Source organism: Microbispora amethystogenes, from assembly GCF_016863015.1.
Lineage (GTDB): Bacteria > Actinomycetota > Actinomycetes > Streptosporangiales > Streptosporangiaceae > Microbispora > Microbispora amethystogenes.
This window is the reverse complement of sequence record NZ_BOOB01000009.1, coordinates 316848-333600: the sequence shown is the minus strand read 5'-3', so window position 1 is coordinate 333600 and position 16753 is coordinate 316848. Positions and strand designations below refer to the sequence as shown.

At 72.8% G+C, this 16753-nt stretch carries 16 protein-coding genes; 9 read left to right on the top strand and 7 right to left on the bottom strand.

The features are described 5' to 3' along the window. Positions 1-430 precede the first annotated feature (430 nt). The 3 genes from Mam01_RS07340 to Mam01_RS07330 form a co-directional block, all read right to left on the bottom strand. A complete protein-coding gene (locus Mam01_RS07340) occupies positions 431-4024 on the bottom strand; it encodes a DNA polymerase III subunit alpha (protein ID WP_204284625.1) in 3594 nt (1197 codons plus the stop codon). Between the two features lie 59 nt (positions 4025-4083). Beyond that, positions 4084-4350: a DUF6504 family protein gene (locus Mam01_RS07335; RefSeq protein WP_150935154.1), complete on the bottom strand. Its 267-nt coding sequence runs from the start codon at positions 4348-4350 to the stop codon at positions 4084-4086. A gap of 189 nt (positions 4351-4539) precedes the next feature. Further along, on the bottom strand, positions 4540-5766 hold the full coding sequence (locus Mam01_RS07330; protein WP_204284624.1) for a hypothetical protein: 1227 nt from the start codon (positions 5764-5766) through the stop codon (positions 4540-4542). A gap of 110 nt (positions 5767-5876) precedes the next feature. Between Mam01_RS07330 and Mam01_RS07325 the strand changes: the two genes are divergently transcribed. Next, complete coding sequence (locus tag Mam01_RS07325; protein ID WP_204284623.1) at positions 5877-6797, top strand: alpha/beta fold hydrolase; 921 nt, start codon at positions 5877-5879, stop codon at positions 6795-6797. Between the two features lie 8 nt (positions 6798-6805). Beyond that, positions 6806-7426 carry a TetR/AcrR family transcriptional regulator gene (locus tag Mam01_RS07320; RefSeq protein WP_204284622.1) on the top strand — a complete coding sequence of 207 codons (621 nt, stop codon included), beginning with the start codon at positions 6806-6808 and terminating at the stop codon, positions 7424-7426. On the opposite strand, the gene Mam01_RS07315 is transcribed toward Mam01_RS07320, so the two are convergent. Beyond that, the gene (locus tag Mam01_RS07315) at positions 7417-7914 is read right to left on the bottom strand and encodes a GNAT family N-acetyltransferase (RefSeq protein WP_204284621.1); all 498 of its coding nucleotides are present in this window, start codon (positions 7912-7914) and stop codon (positions 7417-7419) included. The two genes, Mam01_RS07320 and Mam01_RS07315, sit on opposite strands and share 10 nt — an antisense overlap. Before the next feature lie 34 nt (positions 7915-7948). Then, positions 7949-8524: a TetR/AcrR family transcriptional regulator gene (locus Mam01_RS07310; protein ID WP_204284620.1), complete on the bottom strand. Its 576-nt coding sequence runs from the start codon at positions 8522-8524 to the stop codon at positions 7949-7951. 94 nt (positions 8525-8618) lie between these two features. Here Mam01_RS07310 and Mam01_RS07305 point away from each other — a divergent pair, with 94 nt between their 5' ends. The 4 genes from Mam01_RS07305 to Mam01_RS07290 are packed head-to-tail and all read left to right on the top strand — an operon-like array spanning position 8619 to position 11135. Further along, the gene (locus Mam01_RS07305; protein WP_239101109.1) at positions 8619-9512 is read left to right on the top strand and encodes an alpha/beta fold hydrolase; all 894 of its coding nucleotides are present in this window, start codon (positions 8619-8621) and stop codon (positions 9510-9512) included. A gap of 20 nt (positions 9513-9532) precedes the next feature. Continuing rightward, a complete protein-coding gene (locus Mam01_RS07300) occupies positions 9533-10402 on the top strand; it encodes a CE1 family esterase (RefSeq protein ID WP_204284618.1) in 870 nt (289 codons plus the stop codon). 39 nt (positions 10403-10441) lie between these two features. Beyond that, positions 10442-10711 (top strand): hypothetical protein, encoded by a 270-nt coding sequence (locus Mam01_RS07295; RefSeq protein ID WP_150935162.1) that lies wholly within the window; start codon positions 10442-10444, stop codon positions 10709-10711. A 46-nt stretch (positions 10712-10757) separates the two neighbouring features. Further along, the gene (locus tag Mam01_RS07290; protein ID WP_204284617.1) at positions 10758-11135 is read left to right on the top strand and encodes a hypothetical protein; all 378 of its coding nucleotides are present in this window, start codon (positions 10758-10760) and stop codon (positions 11133-11135) included. Between the two features lie 46 nt (positions 11136-11181). On the opposite strand, the gene Mam01_RS07285 is transcribed toward Mam01_RS07290, so the two are convergent. Further along, positions 11182-11523, bottom strand: a complete 342-nt coding sequence (locus Mam01_RS07285) for an ArsR/SmtB family transcription factor (protein ID WP_204284616.1) — start codon at positions 11521-11523, stop codon at positions 11182-11184. A 26-nt stretch (positions 11524-11549) separates the two neighbouring features. On the opposite strand from Mam01_RS07285, the gene Mam01_RS07280 reads away from it, so the two are divergent. Beyond that, positions 11550-12860, top strand: coding sequence for an MFS transporter (locus Mam01_RS07280; protein WP_275408912.1), 1311 nt, complete (start codon positions 11550-11552; stop codon positions 12858-12860). 63 nt (positions 12861-12923) lie between these two features. Then, positions 12924-14729 (top strand): hypothetical protein, encoded by a 1806-nt coding sequence (locus tag Mam01_RS07275; protein WP_204284614.1) that lies wholly within the window; start codon positions 12924-12926, stop codon positions 14727-14729. An 18-nt stretch (positions 14730-14747) separates the two neighbouring features. Here Mam01_RS07275 and Mam01_RS07270 read toward each other — a convergent pair whose 3' ends face one another. Beyond that, a complete protein-coding gene (locus tag Mam01_RS07270) occupies positions 14748-15485 on the bottom strand; it encodes a GntR family transcriptional regulator (RefSeq protein ID WP_204284613.1) in 738 nt (245 codons plus the stop codon). Positions 15486-15597: 112 nt separating this feature from the next. On the opposite strand from Mam01_RS07270, the gene Mam01_RS07265 reads away from it, so the two are divergent. Continuing rightward, complete coding sequence (locus tag Mam01_RS07265; RefSeq protein WP_239101108.1) at positions 15598-16749, top strand: ABC transporter substrate-binding protein; 1152 nt, start codon at positions 15598-15600, stop codon at positions 16747-16749. The last annotated feature ends 4 nt before the right edge of the window (positions 16750-16753 follow it).

The following is a 16753-nucleotide window of genomic DNA, read 5'->3' as shown; positions in this document are numbered from 1 at the left end:
CGCGGGACGGGCTGACCGGTCTCGGCCTGCCGCAGGTCGCCGCGGTGACCATCGCGGCCATCCTCTGCGGCGCCGCCGTCCGCGAGGTCACCGACCGGCACACGGGCGTGGCCGGCCGCGGGCGCGACAGGCGGAGCGCCACCCGCTTCCCGGTTCGCCTCAACCCGGCCGGAGCGCCCTTGGGAGGACTCGGCGGAACGCCCTTGGGAGGACCGGGCGGAACGATCGCCACGCCGAGCGGCGCGCCGCACAGCACCAGGGAGCGCCCGGCGCACAGCACGATGGAGCACCTGGCGTACAGCGCGGCGGACCGCACGATGGACGGTGCGGCGGACCGAACAATGGACGACGCGATGGACGGCGCGATGGACAGTGCGATGGACAGTGCGATGGACGGCGCCGGCGCGCGGCGTGCCGACGGCGCGTCCCGTCAGCGGCCGGGCGGAGGGCCCGAACTGCCGGAACTGGCGTGCCAGAGCCGCCGCTGGGGCTCCCCCGGATGGCCGGGGAGCCGTCCCTCCCGCGCGGCGGGCGGGGCCCCGTTGTCGGAGTAGGGCGACACCCGGAAGCCGTTGCCGTACTCGATGGGCCGCCCGCCCACTCCGGCGCCCGGCACGGGCACCTCGGCGAGCACGGCGCGTACGGCGTCGAGCCCCCGGGTGCGCCACACGTGGTCGAGGTCGGCGAGGTTCCAGCAGTGCACGGCGCGCAGCGAGACGGCCCTGATCCCGGTGCGCCGCACCACTCCCCTGGCGGCCAGCAGCCACGACCCGAACACCGTCGCGGCCGTGTGCGCCTGCACCGACTCGAAGAAGGTCAGGTCGATCGGGCCGGTGGAGTCGTCCAGGGTGGTGAAGATGACCCGCTGGCCCGAGCGCACGGCGGGCGTCTGGGTGGCGACCTTGACCCCCGCGACCAGGATCTCCGCGCCGTTGCGCTGCCGCAGCAGGTCGGCCGCCCTTGTCACGCCGAGCGCGTCGAGCAGGTCGTGGTAGAAGTCCATGACGTGGTGGCTGACGTCCATGCCGAGGATCGCCAGCTCCGCCTCGACGGCCTCGGCCTCGGTCATCTCCGGCAGCTCGCCGGGCGCGACCCGCTCGGTGAACCCCATCGGCAGCTGCCCCGCCGCGCCGGTGGCGCCGCGGTCGAGCGCGCCGACCTGGGCGATCAGGTCGCGCCTGGTCAGCCGTCCGGGCCGCCAGCGCGGCTCCCCCGGGCGCAGGCCGTGCAGCGCGTCGAACCCGCCGACCTCCACGATCCGCTCGGCGACCGGCCGGGAGGGCCGGGCCCGTTCCCAGAAGTCCGCGAGCGAGGTGTACGGCCGGCCGGCGACCATGCGGTCCACCTCGGCCTCGCTCACCCCCCGCACGACCGAGAACGGCACCCGCAGGCCGTACCCGTCGCCGAACCCCCCGGCACCGTCCCGCACCGGTTCCGTACGCTCGACCAGCCAGGTCTTCCCGGAATGGTTCACGTCGAGGGGCAGGACGTCCACGCCGCACTGGCGGGCCTCGTCGAGGATCACCCGGCTCGGGTACATGCCGGGGTCGTGGGTGAGCACGCCCGCGAGGAACGCGGCGGTGTGGTGCCGCTTGAGCCAGGCCGACTGGTAGGTGGGCAGCGCGAACGCCGCCGCGTGCGCCTTGCAGAACCCGAACCCGCCGAACGCGTCGAGCACCCTCCACGCCTGCTCGACGACGTCGGAGGCGTACCCCTTCTCCCGGGCGAGCGGCACGAACCACGCCCGCACGGCCTCGCGGCCCTCCGGCGTCCCGAGGGCGCGGCGGGCCCGGTCCGCCTCCGCCAGCCCCGCCCCGGTCATGACGTCGATGACCTTCATGACCTGCTCGTGGAAGACGACCACCCCGTTGGTCTCCCGGAGCGCCTCGCGCAGCGACTCGTGCGGGTAACGCGCCTCCCTGAAGCCGTGCCGGGTCTCCAGGTACGGCGTGACCATGTCGGAGTTGACCGGTCCCGGGCGGAACAGCGAGATGTCCACGATCAGGTCGTGCATCGTGCGCGGCTCCAGCTTGGCGACCAGCTCGCGCTGCCCCGGCGACTCGATCTGGAAGCAGCCGATCGTACGGCTGAGGCGGATCATGTCGTAGGTGTCGCGGTCGTCGCGGGGCACGGCCTCCAGGTCGATCCGCCGGCCCTCGACCCGTTCGACCTCCTGGATCGCGTAGGCGAGCGCCGACTGCATGCGCACGCCGAGCACGTCGAGCTTGAGCAGGCCCGCGTCCTCGACGTCGTCCTTGTCGAACTGCGACATCGGGAACTCCAGCAGGCTGCGCTCGACCGGGGTGCGGTCGCGCAGCGTGGAGTTGCCGATCAGCACGCCGCAGGGGTGCAGCGCGATGTGCCGGGGCAGCCCGTCGAGCCGCTCGGCCAGCCGGAACACGGCCTGGAGCGACCGGTCGTTCAGCCCGCTGTCCCGCAACTCGGGCAGGTCGGACAGCGCGGCCCTGATCTGCCTCGCCCGCACCTGTGGGAACGCCTTGGCGATGACGTCGATCTCGTGCGGCGGCAGGCCCATGGCCGCCCCGACGTCCCTGATCGCGCTGCGGGCGCGGTAGGTCTCCATCATCGACACGCAGGCCACCCGGTCCTCGCCGAACCGGCCGAGGATCGCGCGGTAGCAGTCGAGGCGGCGGGCGGACTCCACGTCGAGGTCGATGTCGGGCAGGCCCGGACGGCCCTCGGACAGGAAGCGCTCCATCAGCAGGCCGTGTTCGAGCGGGTTCACCTCGCCGACGCCGATCAGGTAGTTGACCAGGCTGCCGGCTCCCGAACCGCGGATCGCGCACCGCACGCCCATCGCCCGGATCATGTCGGTGATGCCGACGACCGCGGTGAAGTATCCCGACAGCCGCTTCCGTTCGATGATCCCCAGCTCGGCCGCCAGGCGGTCGCGGGCCTCCGCCGAGCGGTCCAGGCCCCGCCGGGCCAGCCCCTCCTCGCACCGGCGGCGCAGCCGGGGGATCGGGTCCTCGCCGACCTCCGGCAGGTGCAGCCGGGGCCGCTCGGGTTCGAGCATGGGCACGATCTCGACGGGGTCGAGCACGCAGCGCTCGGCCACCCGGCGCGTCTCGGCCAGCAGCCGCCCGGCCCGGCCGGGGTCGCCGCCGCAGATCCGCGCCGCCACCCGCGCCATCTCCGCGCCGTCCTTCAGGTACGCGTGGGCCGTGGGGTCGTCGATGTGCCGCCCGTCGAGGGGCACGAGCTTGCGCGCGGCGTCGAGCACGTTGCCCACCTGGTGGTCGGCGGCGTCCAGGTAGCGGACCGCGTTGGTCAGCACGACCGGCACGCCCATCGAGTCGGCCAGCCCGACCATGCGGGCGGCGACGTTCGCGTCGCGGTAGCCGTACAGGTCGGAGACCTCGACGACCAGATCGGGGAGCACCGCGCGCCAGGCGGCCAGCAGGGCGCGGGCCTGGTCGTCCCGCCGCTCGGCCACCGCGCGGCCGAAGCCGGAGCGGGGCCCGAGCAGCACGGTCAGGCGCGGCCCGCCGTCCGGGCCGGTCGCGTGCTCGGCGATCATCCCCGGCGTGACGTACGGCTCGCCGCGCTCCCCCGCCGCGTGCGCGGCGGTGACGAGACGGCACAGCGCGGCCCAGCCGTCGGCGCGCGCGAGCACGACGACCCGCGCCGGCTCGCCCGGCGTCCTCCGTACGGCACGCCGGCCCGGCGCCGGGAACAGCCCATCGCCCGGGAACGGCCCTCCGCCCGAGGACCCGCCCGGGAACGGCCCTTCGGCCGCGAGCGGGGTGGAGCCGCCCGCCGTCGGCGGGCCCGCGCCGAGAGCGAGGTCCACGCCGGCGATCGGGCGGACGCCTCGCTCGTGGCACGCCCGGACGTGCTTGATCACGCCGTAGAGGCCGTCGCGGTCGGTCAGCGCCAGCGTGTCCGCGCCCTGCTCGGCGGCCCGCCGGACGAGGGCGCCGGGGAACGCGGTGCCGTACCGCAGCGAGAAGGCCGACGCCACGTGCAGGTGAGCGAAGGGCGGCCCCTGGAGCGTTCCCATCGGTCCCTGCCCCATTGGTCCCCGGCCCATCGATTCCAGGCCCATCAATCCCAGGCCCATCAATCCCAGGCCCTCAGGAGGAGCCAGCCGTCGCTCGCGGTGTCGAAGCGCAGCTCATAGGTCCCCACCTCCTTGCCGGCCGCCGCCCCCACCCGCCAGAAGCGCCGCTCCCCGGGATCGGCGTCCGAGGTCTTCCACCATTCCCGGGCGACCACCCAGTGATCCTGGATTTCGCGGACGGTGTAGAGCCGGTCACGCCAGACGAACTGCACAGGCTGCCCGTCCCGCACCCACACCTCGATCGGATCGCCGTAAAGTCTGCTCAAGACTCCTTCTCCCTGTGGCTTCGTGGCCACCCGGGGGAAGACGGGCGGATGATTCGGGCAGAATCGCCGCTACTTCGAACATACGTTCACAGGAGGCCGAACGCAAGTCGGCACGGCGCCTTCGGCTGTCCGTTTCGGGAGGCGTTCGCCACACCCGCCTCTCACGCCCGAGCTGCGGTCACCGGCCGGTCATCCGGCCACCCAGATCCCGCTCCCCCGGTACGGCGGCTCCTCACGCTCGGTGTCGTCCGCCGCCACCACCCAGATGCGCGCCGTCCCCGGTTCCCTGACGACGGACGCCAGGCGGGTGTGCCCGAGCGGGCCGACCGGAAACGTCCCTTGCGTCCACTCGCCGCCCGACAGGTGACGGACCGCCGTGTTCCACTCGTTCTTCGCGTAGAACAGCCAGAACCCGCCCCGGCCGTCGGCCTCCAGCCGCAGGTGGGGGTCGAGCTCGGGGTCGGACATCAGGCTGTAGCTCCACCGTCCGTTCTCCCGCCGCAGGAGAAGCGTGCTGCCACAGAAGGTCACGTCCTCCTCCTCGGTGCCGCAGACCCACGCGACCCAGCCGACGGCCGCCATCCGGCCCGACTCGTCCACCGCGAGGTCCACGAGCTCGGAGAGCTGGTTCCGATGCAGCGCGGGAACCGGGGGGAGCGGGACCGTGCTCCAGGACCAGCCGTTCCACCGGGCGACGGCCGCCCGGCCACGGCTCGAACCGGCCACCCAGACCTCACCGCCGGGCAGGCCGTCCACGTCTTTCGCGACCAGCGGCGGCCGTACCGTACGCCAGGCCGTGCCGTCCCAGCGCCGCAGATCGGCCCGGGAGCTCCAGGACCCCTCGATCTCAGCTCCCCCGGCTCCGTCCAGAAAGTTGGCCTTCACGACCGCCCACACGTCGCCGGGAGCCGCCGCGTGCACCCGCTCCGGTCTCCAGCCCAGGCCGGGCACCGTGGTCCACCTCCGCCCGTCCCAGCGGGCGGCGGCATCGTCCCCGAACAGCCACACGTCGCGGTCGGAGGCGGCGGCCACGGCACGCGGCTCGGCCACCGGTGGAGTCGCGACCTCCCGCCACCGTCCGCCGTCTCCCCGCAGCAGCAGCGGCGCTCTCGTCTCGGGCCCGCAGGCGTCGGGCACCCGGGTGCCGGCCACCCAGACGGTCTTCTCGCGGGTGACGGCCAGGCCCGCGAGGCGGTCGCGGTAGTCGTAGTAGGCCCCCCGCCACTCTCCGCCGCTCTTTCCACCTTCCGCGCCGTCCGGCCGAGGCGTCGGCGAACCCGCCAGGCAGGAGGGCGACGGGCGCTCCTCCGCGGCGGGTTCGCCACCCATGGCGTCGGCCTCGTTCCAGGTCTCGAGATCGCGGGGCAGAGTCGACCCGCACGCCGCCAGCGTCATCGCGGCCAGCGCCGCCGTCACGCATCGAATCCGCGTCCGCACACCCCATAGGACGCCCCTATCCGGCATCCGGTTCTGCCGAGTGCGCGTTAGGATACGACTGTATCCATTCAGAGGGGACGAGGTGCACGATGCGTACACCCGACCGGCCGTCGGCCTTCACCGGCGACTCCGCGCGTGACAGGTACCACGCCGTCTACGACCGGGTGCTCGGCGAGCTCTGGCCGGTGCCGGTGGACGCCGCCGACGTCGAGACCCGCGCCGGCCGGGTGCGGATCCTCCGGGCCGGGCCCGCGACGGGGGATCCCGTGGTTCTCCTGGCCGGCGCCGGCGGGAACGCACTGGCCTGGTACCGCTACATCGAGCCGCTGGCGCGCACGCGCCCGGTCCTCGCCGTCGACCCGCTCGGCGAACCCGGCCGCTCGGTCCAGACGCGGCCGCTCGCGACCGGCGCCGAGGTCGGCGGCTGGGTCACCGACGTGCTGTCCGCAGTCGGAGCCGAGCGCGCGCATGTGGTGGGTTCCTCGTACGGCGGCTGGACCGCGGTGGAACAGCAGCGCGGCGGGGGCGGCCGGGTCGCGGCGCTGACACTGGTGGACCCGGGCGGCTTCGCGCCGTTGCCCAGGCGGTTCATCAAGTGGGCCCTTGCCGGGGCCGTCGCCTCCACCCTTCCTCGCACGTCGCGACACCGCATGGCCGGCGTGGTGGACAACGGGGTACTGCGTGAGGATGGGCTGGTGGAGCTGATGCGGGCCGGCTGGTCCTTCCGCCGGCGTGCGCCCGTCCCGCCCGCCTACACCGACGAGCAGATACGCGAGGTGGCCGTACCCGTGCAGGTGCTGCTGGGCGCCCGCAGCGCGCTGCTCGACGCGGAGGCGGTGGCCGCGCGGCTGGCCGGCGTCGCGCCGTCCTGGCGGGTGGAGATCGTGCCCGGCACCGGGCACGCGCTGCCCGTCGAGGCACCGGACCTGGTCGTCGAGCGGATCCTCGCCTTCGCCGGCCATGTCCGGGCCGAGAACGCGACGCCGAAGCACGGCACGGACGGGGGCTAGGAAACCGCATGCCGAAACAGGTGGACCACGACGAGCGGCGGCGGCGGTTGACCGAGGCGCTGCTGCGCATCGCCGGCACCCGCGGCCTGCAGGCCGTGTCGATGCGTGAGATCGCCGCCGAGGCCGGTGTCTCGCTGCGCGTCGTCCAGTACTACTTCACGAACAAGCAGGCCCTGCTCGACTCCGGCCTCGCCGAGCTGGGCTCCCGCATGGACCGCCGGGTCCGGCAGCGGGCCGCGGCCACCACGGGCGGGCCGTCCACGCGAGATCTCTTCGCCGCCGTGCTCGGCGCGATCCTTCCCTCCGACGAGCAGAGCCGGCTGGACTCCCTGGCCTGGACCGCCTACTACACCGCCGCCCTCACCGACCCGGCCCTCGCCGCGACCGGGCTCACGCTGCCCAACGCCCTGGAAGACTTCCTCACCACCCGGCTCGCCACCGCGCAGCAGGCCGGGGACATCACCCCTGACCGCGACCCGCGCACGGAGGTCGCCGCCCTCCTGGCGCTCGCCAACGGCCTGACCTCCAGCGTCCTCAGCCGGCAACGCAGCCACGAGGCCGCCGCCGCGATCGTCGGCTACCACCTCGACCGCCTCTTCGGACCGGCGGCCGCCCCGCCTCACCGGTGAGTCCGGGTTCCCCTGGTCATGACGTACTTGCGCAGGCCCGGGTCGTGCGGATGGACTTCGTACGCGCCCGTGCGCTCGAATCCGAGCCGCCGGTACACCCGTTCGGCGGAATCGTTGCCGCCGATGACCCACAGCTCAACCAGGGAGTGTCCCGTCTCCCGGGCCCAAGCGACCACTTCCAGCGCCAGGCGCTCGGCGATCCGGCCACCTCTGGCCTCGGGACGCACCCACATGCCGAAGAGCTCCACGGCCCCGGTCCGGTCCGTCGAGGTCCGGCCCGCGGCGACACCGACCGGCACGTCGGCGTCGAACGCGGCCACCTTGACACCGTCCTCGGTCCACGCGCGCCACCGCGCCTCGTCGTAGGCCCGTTCCTCTTCGGGGTCCCCGTGGAAGATGGCGGGCGCGTCGGCGAGTGCCGCCAGCCGGAGACGACGCCAGGTACGCCAGTCCTCGCCGCCGAGACGACGTACGACAACCGCATTCATGCGTCTCCTCCTCGGATGATCCGGACGGGGCTGATCATGCGCGGGTGCGGAGACCTTCGAGGAGGAAGGTGAGGTAGCGGCGGGCGGTCGCCGCGCGGTCCTCGGTGCCGGTGGCCGGGTGGACGGTCGCCGCGAAGGCCACCCCGCACATCAGCGGCACCATGTCGGCCTGGGTCACGCCCGGGTCGATCACGCCGGCCGCGCGAGCCTGGTCGAGGAGCTTCCCGAACAGCACGGCGAGCCGTTCCTTCAACTCGCCGACGTGCGGAAGGGCGTTCACCGGTGCGGCGAACACCGGGGAGATCGACGCGTCGGTGATCTGGGCGTCGGCGGCCGCGAACAGGAAGTCGCGCAGCGTCGTCCAGGGATCGCCGCCGGACAGCGCCCGCTCGGCGTGCGCGACCAGGGCTTCGAGCCCGGGGGTGGCGACGGTTTCGAGCAGCGCCTCCGGCGTGGGGAAGTGCCGGTAGACCGTGGCCACCCCGACAGAGGCGGCCCGCGCCACGTCGTTGAGCTGGATCGGCGTTCCCTCGTCCACGAGCCGGCGGCCCACCTCGACGATGCGTTGCCAGTTGCGGGCGGCGTCCTTGCGGAGCGGAGCGGCGGGCATGCCCCAAGCATAACCGGATAGCCCATCCGATTCGTGCTACAGTGAAACGGATGAGTCATCCGTTTTGGCGGACCATTCTCCCCGGGAGATCCCTGTGCCTTTCACCGTGACCGGCGTTCCGCACCTGCCGGACGGCTTCACCGACACCTTCACCAGCCGCACCGTCGACGTGGGCGGGCTCACCCTGCACGCCGTGACCGGCGGGACCGGCCCGGCGTTGTTGCTGCTCCCCGCGTGGCCGCAGTTCTGGTACGGCTGGCGTCTGGTGATGCCCGCCCTCGCCGAGCACTTCACGGTCGTCGCCGCCGACGTGCGCGGGGTCGGAGCCAGCGGCAAGCCCGCCACCGGCTACGACACGGCCACCCTCGCGGGGGACATGGCCGCCCTGATGACCGGCCTCGGCCACGAGCGCTTCGCCGTCGCCGGCCACGACCTGGGCATGATCGTCGGGTACGCGCTCGCCGCCGGTCATCGCGACCGGGTTACCCGGCTCGCCGTCGCGGAGGCGATCCTGCCGGGGCTCTCCCCGATGCCGCCGCTGCTGATGGAACCGGCGCTGAACGAGTACCTCTGGCACTTCGTCTTCAACCGCCTGCGGGACGTCAACGAGCGGATGGTGGCCGGGCGGGAGGAGATCTACTTCGGGCACCAGTTCGCCTCGAAGGCGGCCACCCCGGACGCGATTCCGCCGCACGCGGTGGAGGTCTACGTCGAGGCGCTGCGCGATCCGGCGGCGCTGCACGCGAGCTTCGAGTTCTACCGGGCCGGAGAAGGAGTGGCCCAGATCGCCGCCCTGGCGGCGGCGGGGCCGCTGACCGTCCCGGTGCTGGCCGCCGGCGGCGAGCGGGCCTCGGGCGAGGCGGTCGAGCAGGTCATGCGGAAGGTCGCCGTCGACGTGACCGGTGTGGTGGCGCCGGGTGCGGGCCACTTCCTGCCGGAGGAGGTCCCGGAGTGGACCGCCCGCACCCTCGTCGACTTCTTCGGCTGAACGGGAGGGGACGGACAGTGATGCGGGACAGCGTCGAGGTGGGCGGCAGGCCGCGTACGTACACCGTGGTGGGGCCGGAGGACGGCAGGCCGTCACGTGATCTGGTTCTCGTCTTCCACGGGTCGCGGCAGACCGGGGCCAAGCACCGGAAGTTCACCGGGAAGGCGTTCGACGCGCTGGCGGACGGCGGCGCGGCGGTGGTCGTCTACCTGGACGGCCACAGGGGCAACTGGAACGACGCGCGCCGGGCGAGCCGGTTTCCGGCCCGCAGGGAGAACATCGACGACGTCGGCTTCACCCGCGCGGTGACAGAGAAGCTGGTGGCGAGCCACCGGATCGACCCGGGGCGGGTGTTCGCGATCGGCTACTCCAACGGCGGGCAGATGGCGATGCGCCTGGCCCACGAGGCGCCGGAACTGATCGCGGGGGCGGCGGTGCTCGCGGCGACCATGCCGGCGCCGGAGAACTTCCTGGTGGCCGACACGCCGTCCGTGCCGATGCCGGTGCTGCTGGTCCACGGTACGAAGGACCCCATCGTCGGCTACGCGGGCGGCGAGCCGAGCTGGTGGGTGCGGAAGCTGTTCAGGATCGGCGGGCGGAGCCTGTCAGCGCCGGAGACCGCGGCCTACTTCGCGGCCCGCAACGGCATCACCGACGAGCCGGTCAGCAGGACGCTGCCGAAGCGGGCGGGCTCGGCCGATGGGACGTCCGCCGAGCGCACCGACTACCGCCAGCAGGGCCGGCCACCGGTGACGCTGCTCACGGTGCACGGCGGCGGGCACACCATCCCCGGCCCCCGCAAGGCGCCCGCCATCGTCGGCAGGACGAACCAGGACGTGAACACCGCCGACCTGATCGCGGAGTTCTTCGAGATACCGAGCGTCACATAATGCCTTCCGACCTGGGAGGCGGTGAGTATGATTCCGGGTATGAGCGGAGACAGGAAAGCGCGGATCACCATCACCGTGGACCCTGACGTACTCGAGTACGCCGAGCACCTCGTCGCCACCGGCAAGGCCACCAGCGTGGCCGCCGTCTTCAACGACGTGATCGCGGAAAAGCGCATCGCCGACCAGCGTGCGCTCGCCCTGCTACGCGAACGCGCCCGGCAGGCCGACCCGGCGCGGGTGGCCCGAATGATGCGACACGTGAACCGCCAGCTCGCCGAGCACGGATTCCCGGCGGCGCCGGGTGAGTGACTTCACCCCCACGCCGTACATCCTCGACACAAGTGTCCTTTCCACTGTGGTCCGCGGAGACGCCGACCTGATCGGCCTCCTGCAAGGCTTCGACCGGGCGGGCCAGCCTCTCGTCGTCCCCGCTCTGGCCGCCGCCGGGGCGCTCCTCGACGGCCGCGGATCGCCGGATGGCCAGGCGCTGCTCGCCGGCCTGGCCGCGTTCGAGCACGCCCTCGTCGCTCCGCTGGAGGGCATCGCCCAATCCGCCAAGCTCGTCGACACGATCGCCGTCACCGGGCTCGACGTCTATGACGCGCACGCCGCGGCCATCGCCGACGTGTCGGTCTGTCCCATCCTCACCCTGCGCGGCGACAAGTGGCACCAGCCGTCTCGCGCCCTGGACAACCCCCTGCATGTGATCGAGATCGCCGACCCCGACGAGTAGCGCCGGACCCTGCCGAGGGCGCATGCGGCTTGGCGCGCGGCCCGTCCTACTCGGGGGGGTGTGCGGGGGACGACGACAGGACGGCGTCCAGCAGGGCCGGGAAGCGTTCGTCGACCTCCGCCTTGCGCAGGGTGACGATGCGCTGGCGACCGGCCGGATCGTTGCGGATCAGCCCGGCTTCACGCAGCGTCTTCAGGTGATGGGAGAAGGTCGACTTTGGCACGCCGGGCTCCGTCGCCTGGCACTGCGCCACCGTCAGCGGCCCCTGCGCCGCGAGCTGCCGTACGAGGTCGAGCCGGGCCGGGTCGCTGAGCGCGAACAGGACGGCGGGAAGCTCGACGTCCTTCAGCTCGGGATGCGGGAGCCGGCGCGTTGTGGCGTTGCTCACAGTTCGACCTTCTTGGAACTATCGGCGTGACGGTGTGGTTCCAACAGTTCGATACAAATCGAACAGTAGGCAGGTTGGAGCCCACGATGACAAGTCTGCTGCACGGATCACCATCCCTCGGCACCCCGGCGCCGGAACGGCGCCGCCTTCCGGTGCTGCCGCGCGCGGCGGCCTTCTGGCTGGTGGCGGGCACCACCGCCATCCTGCTGGCCGCCTCCAGCGCGCCGAGCCCCCTCTACCCCGTGTACCAGGCCGAATTCGGCTTCAACGCCCTCACGCTGACGGCGATCTTCTCCGTCTACGTGCTGGCGTTGCTGGTCAGCCTGCTCACCGTGGGACGGCTCTCCGACTTCCTCGGCCGCCGCCCGGTCCTCGCCGCGGCGCTGGTCGTCGAGGCGGCCGCGATGGCCGTCTTCCTCGGGGCGCACGGCGTCGCCGCCCTCTTCGCCGCCCGTGTCGTCCAAGGCCTGGCGACCGGCGCCGCAGTGGGGGTGGTCGGCGCGTACCTGCTCGACCTGCAACCGGACGACGGCTCGCGGCTGGGCTCGCTCGTCAACGGCGCGGCGGCCACCGGAGGCCTCGGTCTCGGCACGATCGGGAGCGGCGTCCTGATCCAGTACGCGCCGCAGCCGACCCGGCTGATCTTCGTGATCCTCACCGCGGCGTTCGCCGTCCTCGCCGCGGCGACGGCGGTGCTGCCGGAGACGGTCACGCGTACGCCCGGGGCCGTGGCCGCGCTGCGCCCGAAGGTGTCCGTCCCCGCGCCGGCGAGGAGCGCGTTCCTGCGCGCGGCGCCCGTCCTGATCTCCACCTGGATGCTCGGCGGGCTGATCCTCTCCGTCGGGGGCTCGCTGCTCGCCACGGTGTTCGGCGAGCGCGACCACGCGGTGACCGGCCTCGTGCTCGGCGCGCTCGCCGCGTCCTCGGCGCTCGCGTCCGTGCTGCTCAGGCGGCACACCCCGGAGCGCATGCAGCGAGAGGGCACGCTGCTGCTCCTCCTCGGCACGATCCTGCTGGTCGCCGCCGTGGCGACGTCCTCGCTGAGCGTCTTCGTCGCGGCGGCGGTCGTGGCCGGCGTCGGATGGGGGCCGGCCTACCTGGGCGCCTTCCGGATGGTCAGCCAGCTCGCCGCGCCGCACGAGCGGGCCGCGCTGATCTCGGCGATCTACGTGGTCAGCTACCTGGCCTTCAGCATCCCGGCGCTGGTCGCCGGGGTGTCCATCACCACGCAGGGCCTGCGGGGGACGTCGCTGGTCTACGGCGTCGTGGTCGCCCTCGTGGTCGCCGGCACCCTCGTCTACGAGGCGCGGAGCCGCCGCCGCCCCGTCGCCGCGTGACGGCCGGCCCGCCGGAATCGCTGTAACCGCCCGTACGGCGGCGCCGCACTAAGATCGCGTTCCATGCCTTCGGACGGTTTGTGGCGGATCATCAGGATCGGAACAGTAGGCCTGTTCATCGCGGCGGTGGGCGCGGGCCTGGTGGCCGGCGACTCCTGGCTCTGGGTGGCCGTCGAATGGTCGCCCCCGGCCTACGCGGGGTTCTACACGCCCGGCGACTTCTTCGCGCCGGGCGGGTTCGACACCGCGACGACCGTGGCCCTGCTCGTGGCCGCCCCGGTGAAGGCCGCGCTCCTGTGGCTGATCCTGCGTACCCCCATGCCGGGAGCACTGGACCGCAGGGAGAAGGCGCTGCGCCGGCTGCTGTATCTGGCAGTGGCGTACGCCCTCGTGCTGGGATACCCGATCGAGATGCTCCCCGACGCGGTCGACGCGGCCTTCCAGTTCGCGCTGTGGGCCGCGATCGACGTCCTCTACCTGCTGGTCATCCGCTGGCACTCCCGCGTGCTGCGGGCGGCGGCCGGGGTGATGTTCGCGATCGGGCTGGCCGGGATGGCCGACGACCTGCTCGACGAACTCGATCTTCCACAGCTCGGATCAGGCGCCGTCCTCGAAGCGGTCCTGATGCTGGGCGGAGTGGCCGCGACCGTCCTCACGCTCGTCGGGCAGCGGCGCGACGGCCGGTGGAGCCGCGGCACGCAGGCCGCCGGATGGTTGTCTTTGAGCACTGTCGCGCTGGTGCTCCCGCTCAACCTCTTCTTCGCGAGACTCCCCGTCGACACAGCGGCGGTGCTGGTCGTGATGGACGCGATCGCGCTCGTCGGCACCGTGTGGCTCGCGGCGACCGCCCGGGAGATGCCTGCCCGGAAGATGCCAGCCGACAGCCGCCCGGCGGACCTTCCGCCCGCGCGGCGGCACGCGACGCGCATCGCCGCGGCGGCCGTCGCCACACTGCCGGTCATCGCGCTGGTCCACCCGGAACAGACCCCGCATCTCAACTACACCGGCTGGTCCATGGGCTGCTACGACCGGCCCAGATTCGGCGACCTGAAGCCCGCCCAACGCGACGCCGCGTTCCTGTGCCGGGCCCGGAGCACGGAGGGCGGAGTAACGCCCATGTTCCCCGACAGCCTGTCGGACCAGCAGGTCCTCGCGTACGGGCGGGCGCTGTGCCGGGCGAAGGACCGCGACGAGCAGCAGGCGATCCTGACGCGGGCAGGGAGCGCGCGGCCCGCCTGGGGCGCCGACCCGTGGGACCTCGTCTACGTCTGCCCGGAGATCATCGGCGTGACCCATCCCGAGCTGCTGCGGTCGGCCGCCGAAGAGCGGGCGGCGGAGGCCTCCTACGTCGCCGAGCAGAACGCGAAGTGCCCCGACCCCTGGCCCCGGACGAGGGGCGTCGTCCAGGCCACGGCCACCTACTTCCTCTTCGCCGACGGCGATGCCGGCTATCTGGTCTACGACCCCGATGACGAGGCGGCCGAGGAGGCGGTGGAGCGGGCGACGGACAGGGCCTACGACGGCGGCACGCTCGTCGGAGTGGCCGGCAGCGCGGCGCTCGTCGGGCACATCGAGGACATCATCGATCTGTGCCTGACCGTGAAGGCCTTCCGCACCGCGCCGCCGCGGCGGACGGCCGGGTGGGACCAGGTCACCGAGGTGCCGATCGTCAGCCGCAGCGGCACGCTCACCGTGCCGGAGAAAGAGGGCGGAGACGTGGGCGCGGGCGCCCCGATGCCGAACCTGGCGATCGCCGGGAAGGGCCGCTACCGGCTCCGCGTCTACGTACGGCTCGGCGACGCGGGAGAGGAGCACCTGGTCGTCGTGTTCCCGGGCGCGTCGAGGAAGAGGCTCACGCTGAAGCGGTGAACAGACCCGTCAAGCGGGTCAGTCTCCGGCGCGGCGGACGAGGGGGTTGGCGGCGGTGGAGTTGCGGATGCTGAAGGCGACGCTGCCGGCGCGGTAGCGGTCGTCGGAGCACTCGACGGGCCGGCCCTCCTGGCTGGTGGTGGTGCGGCGCTGGCGCAGCAGGGGGCTGCCGCGGCGGACGCCGAGCAGCCGGGCGTCCCCGGCCCCGGCCGCCACCGCGTCGATCAGGTGCTCGCCGTACGCGAAGACCAGCCCGGCCGACTCGTACAGCTCCTGGGTCACCGACTCGCACTCCGGGTCGAGCCGCTCCACGGCGGGGGCGATCCAGCCCGCGTAGACGGTGCGCTCGACCAGCACGGGCTCACCGTCGAGGCGGCGCAGCCGCCGCACGTCGAGCACCTCCTCCCCCGGCTCCACCGACAGCCGTACGGCCTCGGAGGGCGCGCACGGGCGGCGGCGGGAGGACAGCACGCTCCCGCTGGCGCGGTAGCCCATGGACCGCGCCCACTGGGCGAAGCTGTGCAGTTCGGTGAAGCTCTGACTGCGCTCGCTGCCCAGTACGATGCGCCGCGCGCCCTGGCGGGAGCCGACCAGCCCCTCGGCGGCCAGCAGGGCGACCGCCTGGCGTACGGTCCCCCGCGAGGCGGAGTAACGCAGGGCCAGATCGGCCTCCGAGGGAAGCCGGCCGCCGATCGGATAGTCCCCCCGCACGATGGCGTCCCGCAGGTCACCGGCGATGTGTTCATAACGGGCCATCCGCGCCGAGCCCTTCCGTTCACGTGACCGACATCGAGGTGCGACTCACTTGGTCTGGCTTGTTTGTACAAGTTCGCCTACGTTCGTTGCACGAACCCTATGGGAGGGACTCTTGTTCGCACGCACCGCCGGTCTCGTGGCCGCGCTCGCAATGACCACCTCGGTGATCGCGGCCTGTGGGGCCGCCCCCACGACCGCCGGTGGCGGTTCGGAGTCCGGTGACTCCAAGGCCGCCTCCGCGACCTCGGCCCAGGACCTCGGCGGCCTGGACAAGCTCGTCGACGCCGCCAAGAAGGAGGGGCAGCTCAACACCATCGCGCTGCCGCCCGACTGGGCCAACTACGGCGAGATCATCAAGGCCTTCGAGGCGAAGTACGGCATCAAGGTCGTCAACGACAACCCGGACGGCTCCAGCCAGGACGAGATCAACGCGGTCAAGACGCTGAAGGGCCAGGGCCGCGCCCCCGACGTACTCGACCTCGGCAGCGCCTTCGCGCTGAGCGGCGCGCAGGAGGGCCTGTTCGCGCCGTACAAGGTGCAGAGCTGGGACAAGATCCCCGACGGGCAGAAGGAGCCCGGCGGCGCCTGGTCCTATGACTACGGCGGCTACGTCTCCATCGGCTGCGACGCCAAGCGGGTCAAGAGCTGCCCGGAGACGTTCGCCGACCTGCTCAAGCCGGAGTACAAGGGCAAGGTCGCGCTGAACGGCGACCCGACCAAGGCCGGCGCGGCCTTCGCCGGCGTGTACGCCGCCTCGCTCGCCAACCAGGGCTCCTTCGACGACATCCAGCCCGGCATCGACTTCTTCAAGAAGCTCAAGCAGAACGGCAACTTCAACCCCGTCGAGGCCACCCCCGCCACGGTCGAGAAGGGCGAGACCCCGATCACCATCGACTGGGACTACCTGCAGGCGAGCTACGCCAAGGAGTTCGCGTCCAAGGGCGTGGACTGGAAGATCGTCATCCCCTCCGACGGCCAGTACGCGAACTTCTACTCCCAGGCGATCAACAAGTGGGCCCCGCACCCCGCCGCCGCCCGCCTGTGGCAGGAGTTCCTCTACAGCGCCGAGGGCCAGAACCTGTGGCTGAAGGGCTACGCCCGGCCGGTGCTGCTGCCCTCCATGCAGCAGGACGGCAGCGCCGACGCGGCCCTCGTCGCCCAGCTCCCCAAGGTCGAGGGCACCCCCGCCTTCCCCACGCCGGACCAGGTCAACAAGGCCAAGGAGGTCCTGGCGAGCGGGTGGGGCGCGGCGGTCTCCGGCTGACGTC

What these genes read in the sequence shown, in the direction of transcription:
- Mam01_RS07340 (WP_204284625.1), bottom strand. Translation starts at nt 4,024, where the DNA reads ATGGGAACGCTCCAGGGGCCGCCCTTCGCTCACCTGCACGTGGCGTCG.
- Mam01_RS07270 (WP_204284613.1), bottom strand. Translation starts at nt 15,485, where the DNA reads ATGGCCCGTTATGAACACATCGCCGGTGACCTGCGGGACGCCATCGTG.
- Mam01_RS07320 (WP_204284622.1), top strand. Translation starts at nt 6,806, where the DNA reads ATGCCGAAACAGGTGGACCACGACGAGCGGCGGCGGCGGTTGACCGAG.
- Mam01_RS07315 (WP_204284621.1), bottom strand. Translation starts at nt 7,914, where the DNA reads ATGAATGCGGTTGTCGTACGTCGTCTCGGCGGCGAGGACTGGCGTACC.
- Mam01_RS07310 (WP_204284620.1), bottom strand. Translation starts at nt 8,524, where the DNA reads ATGCCCGCCGCTCCGCTCCGCAAGGACGCCGCCCGCAACTGGCAACGC.
- Mam01_RS07325 (WP_204284623.1), top strand. Translation starts at nt 5,877, where the DNA reads ATGCGTACACCCGACCGGCCGTCGGCCTTCACCGGCGACTCCGCGCGT.
- Mam01_RS07300 (WP_204284618.1), top strand. Translation starts at nt 9,533, where the DNA reads ATGCGGGACAGCGTCGAGGTGGGCGGCAGGCCGCGTACGTACACCGTG.
- Mam01_RS07275 (WP_204284614.1), top strand. Translation starts at nt 12,924, where the DNA reads ATGCCTTCGGACGGTTTGTGGCGGATCATCAGGATCGGAACAGTAGGC.
- Mam01_RS07295 (WP_150935162.1), top strand. Translation starts at nt 10,442, where the DNA reads ATGAGCGGAGACAGGAAAGCGCGGATCACCATCACCGTGGACCCTGAC.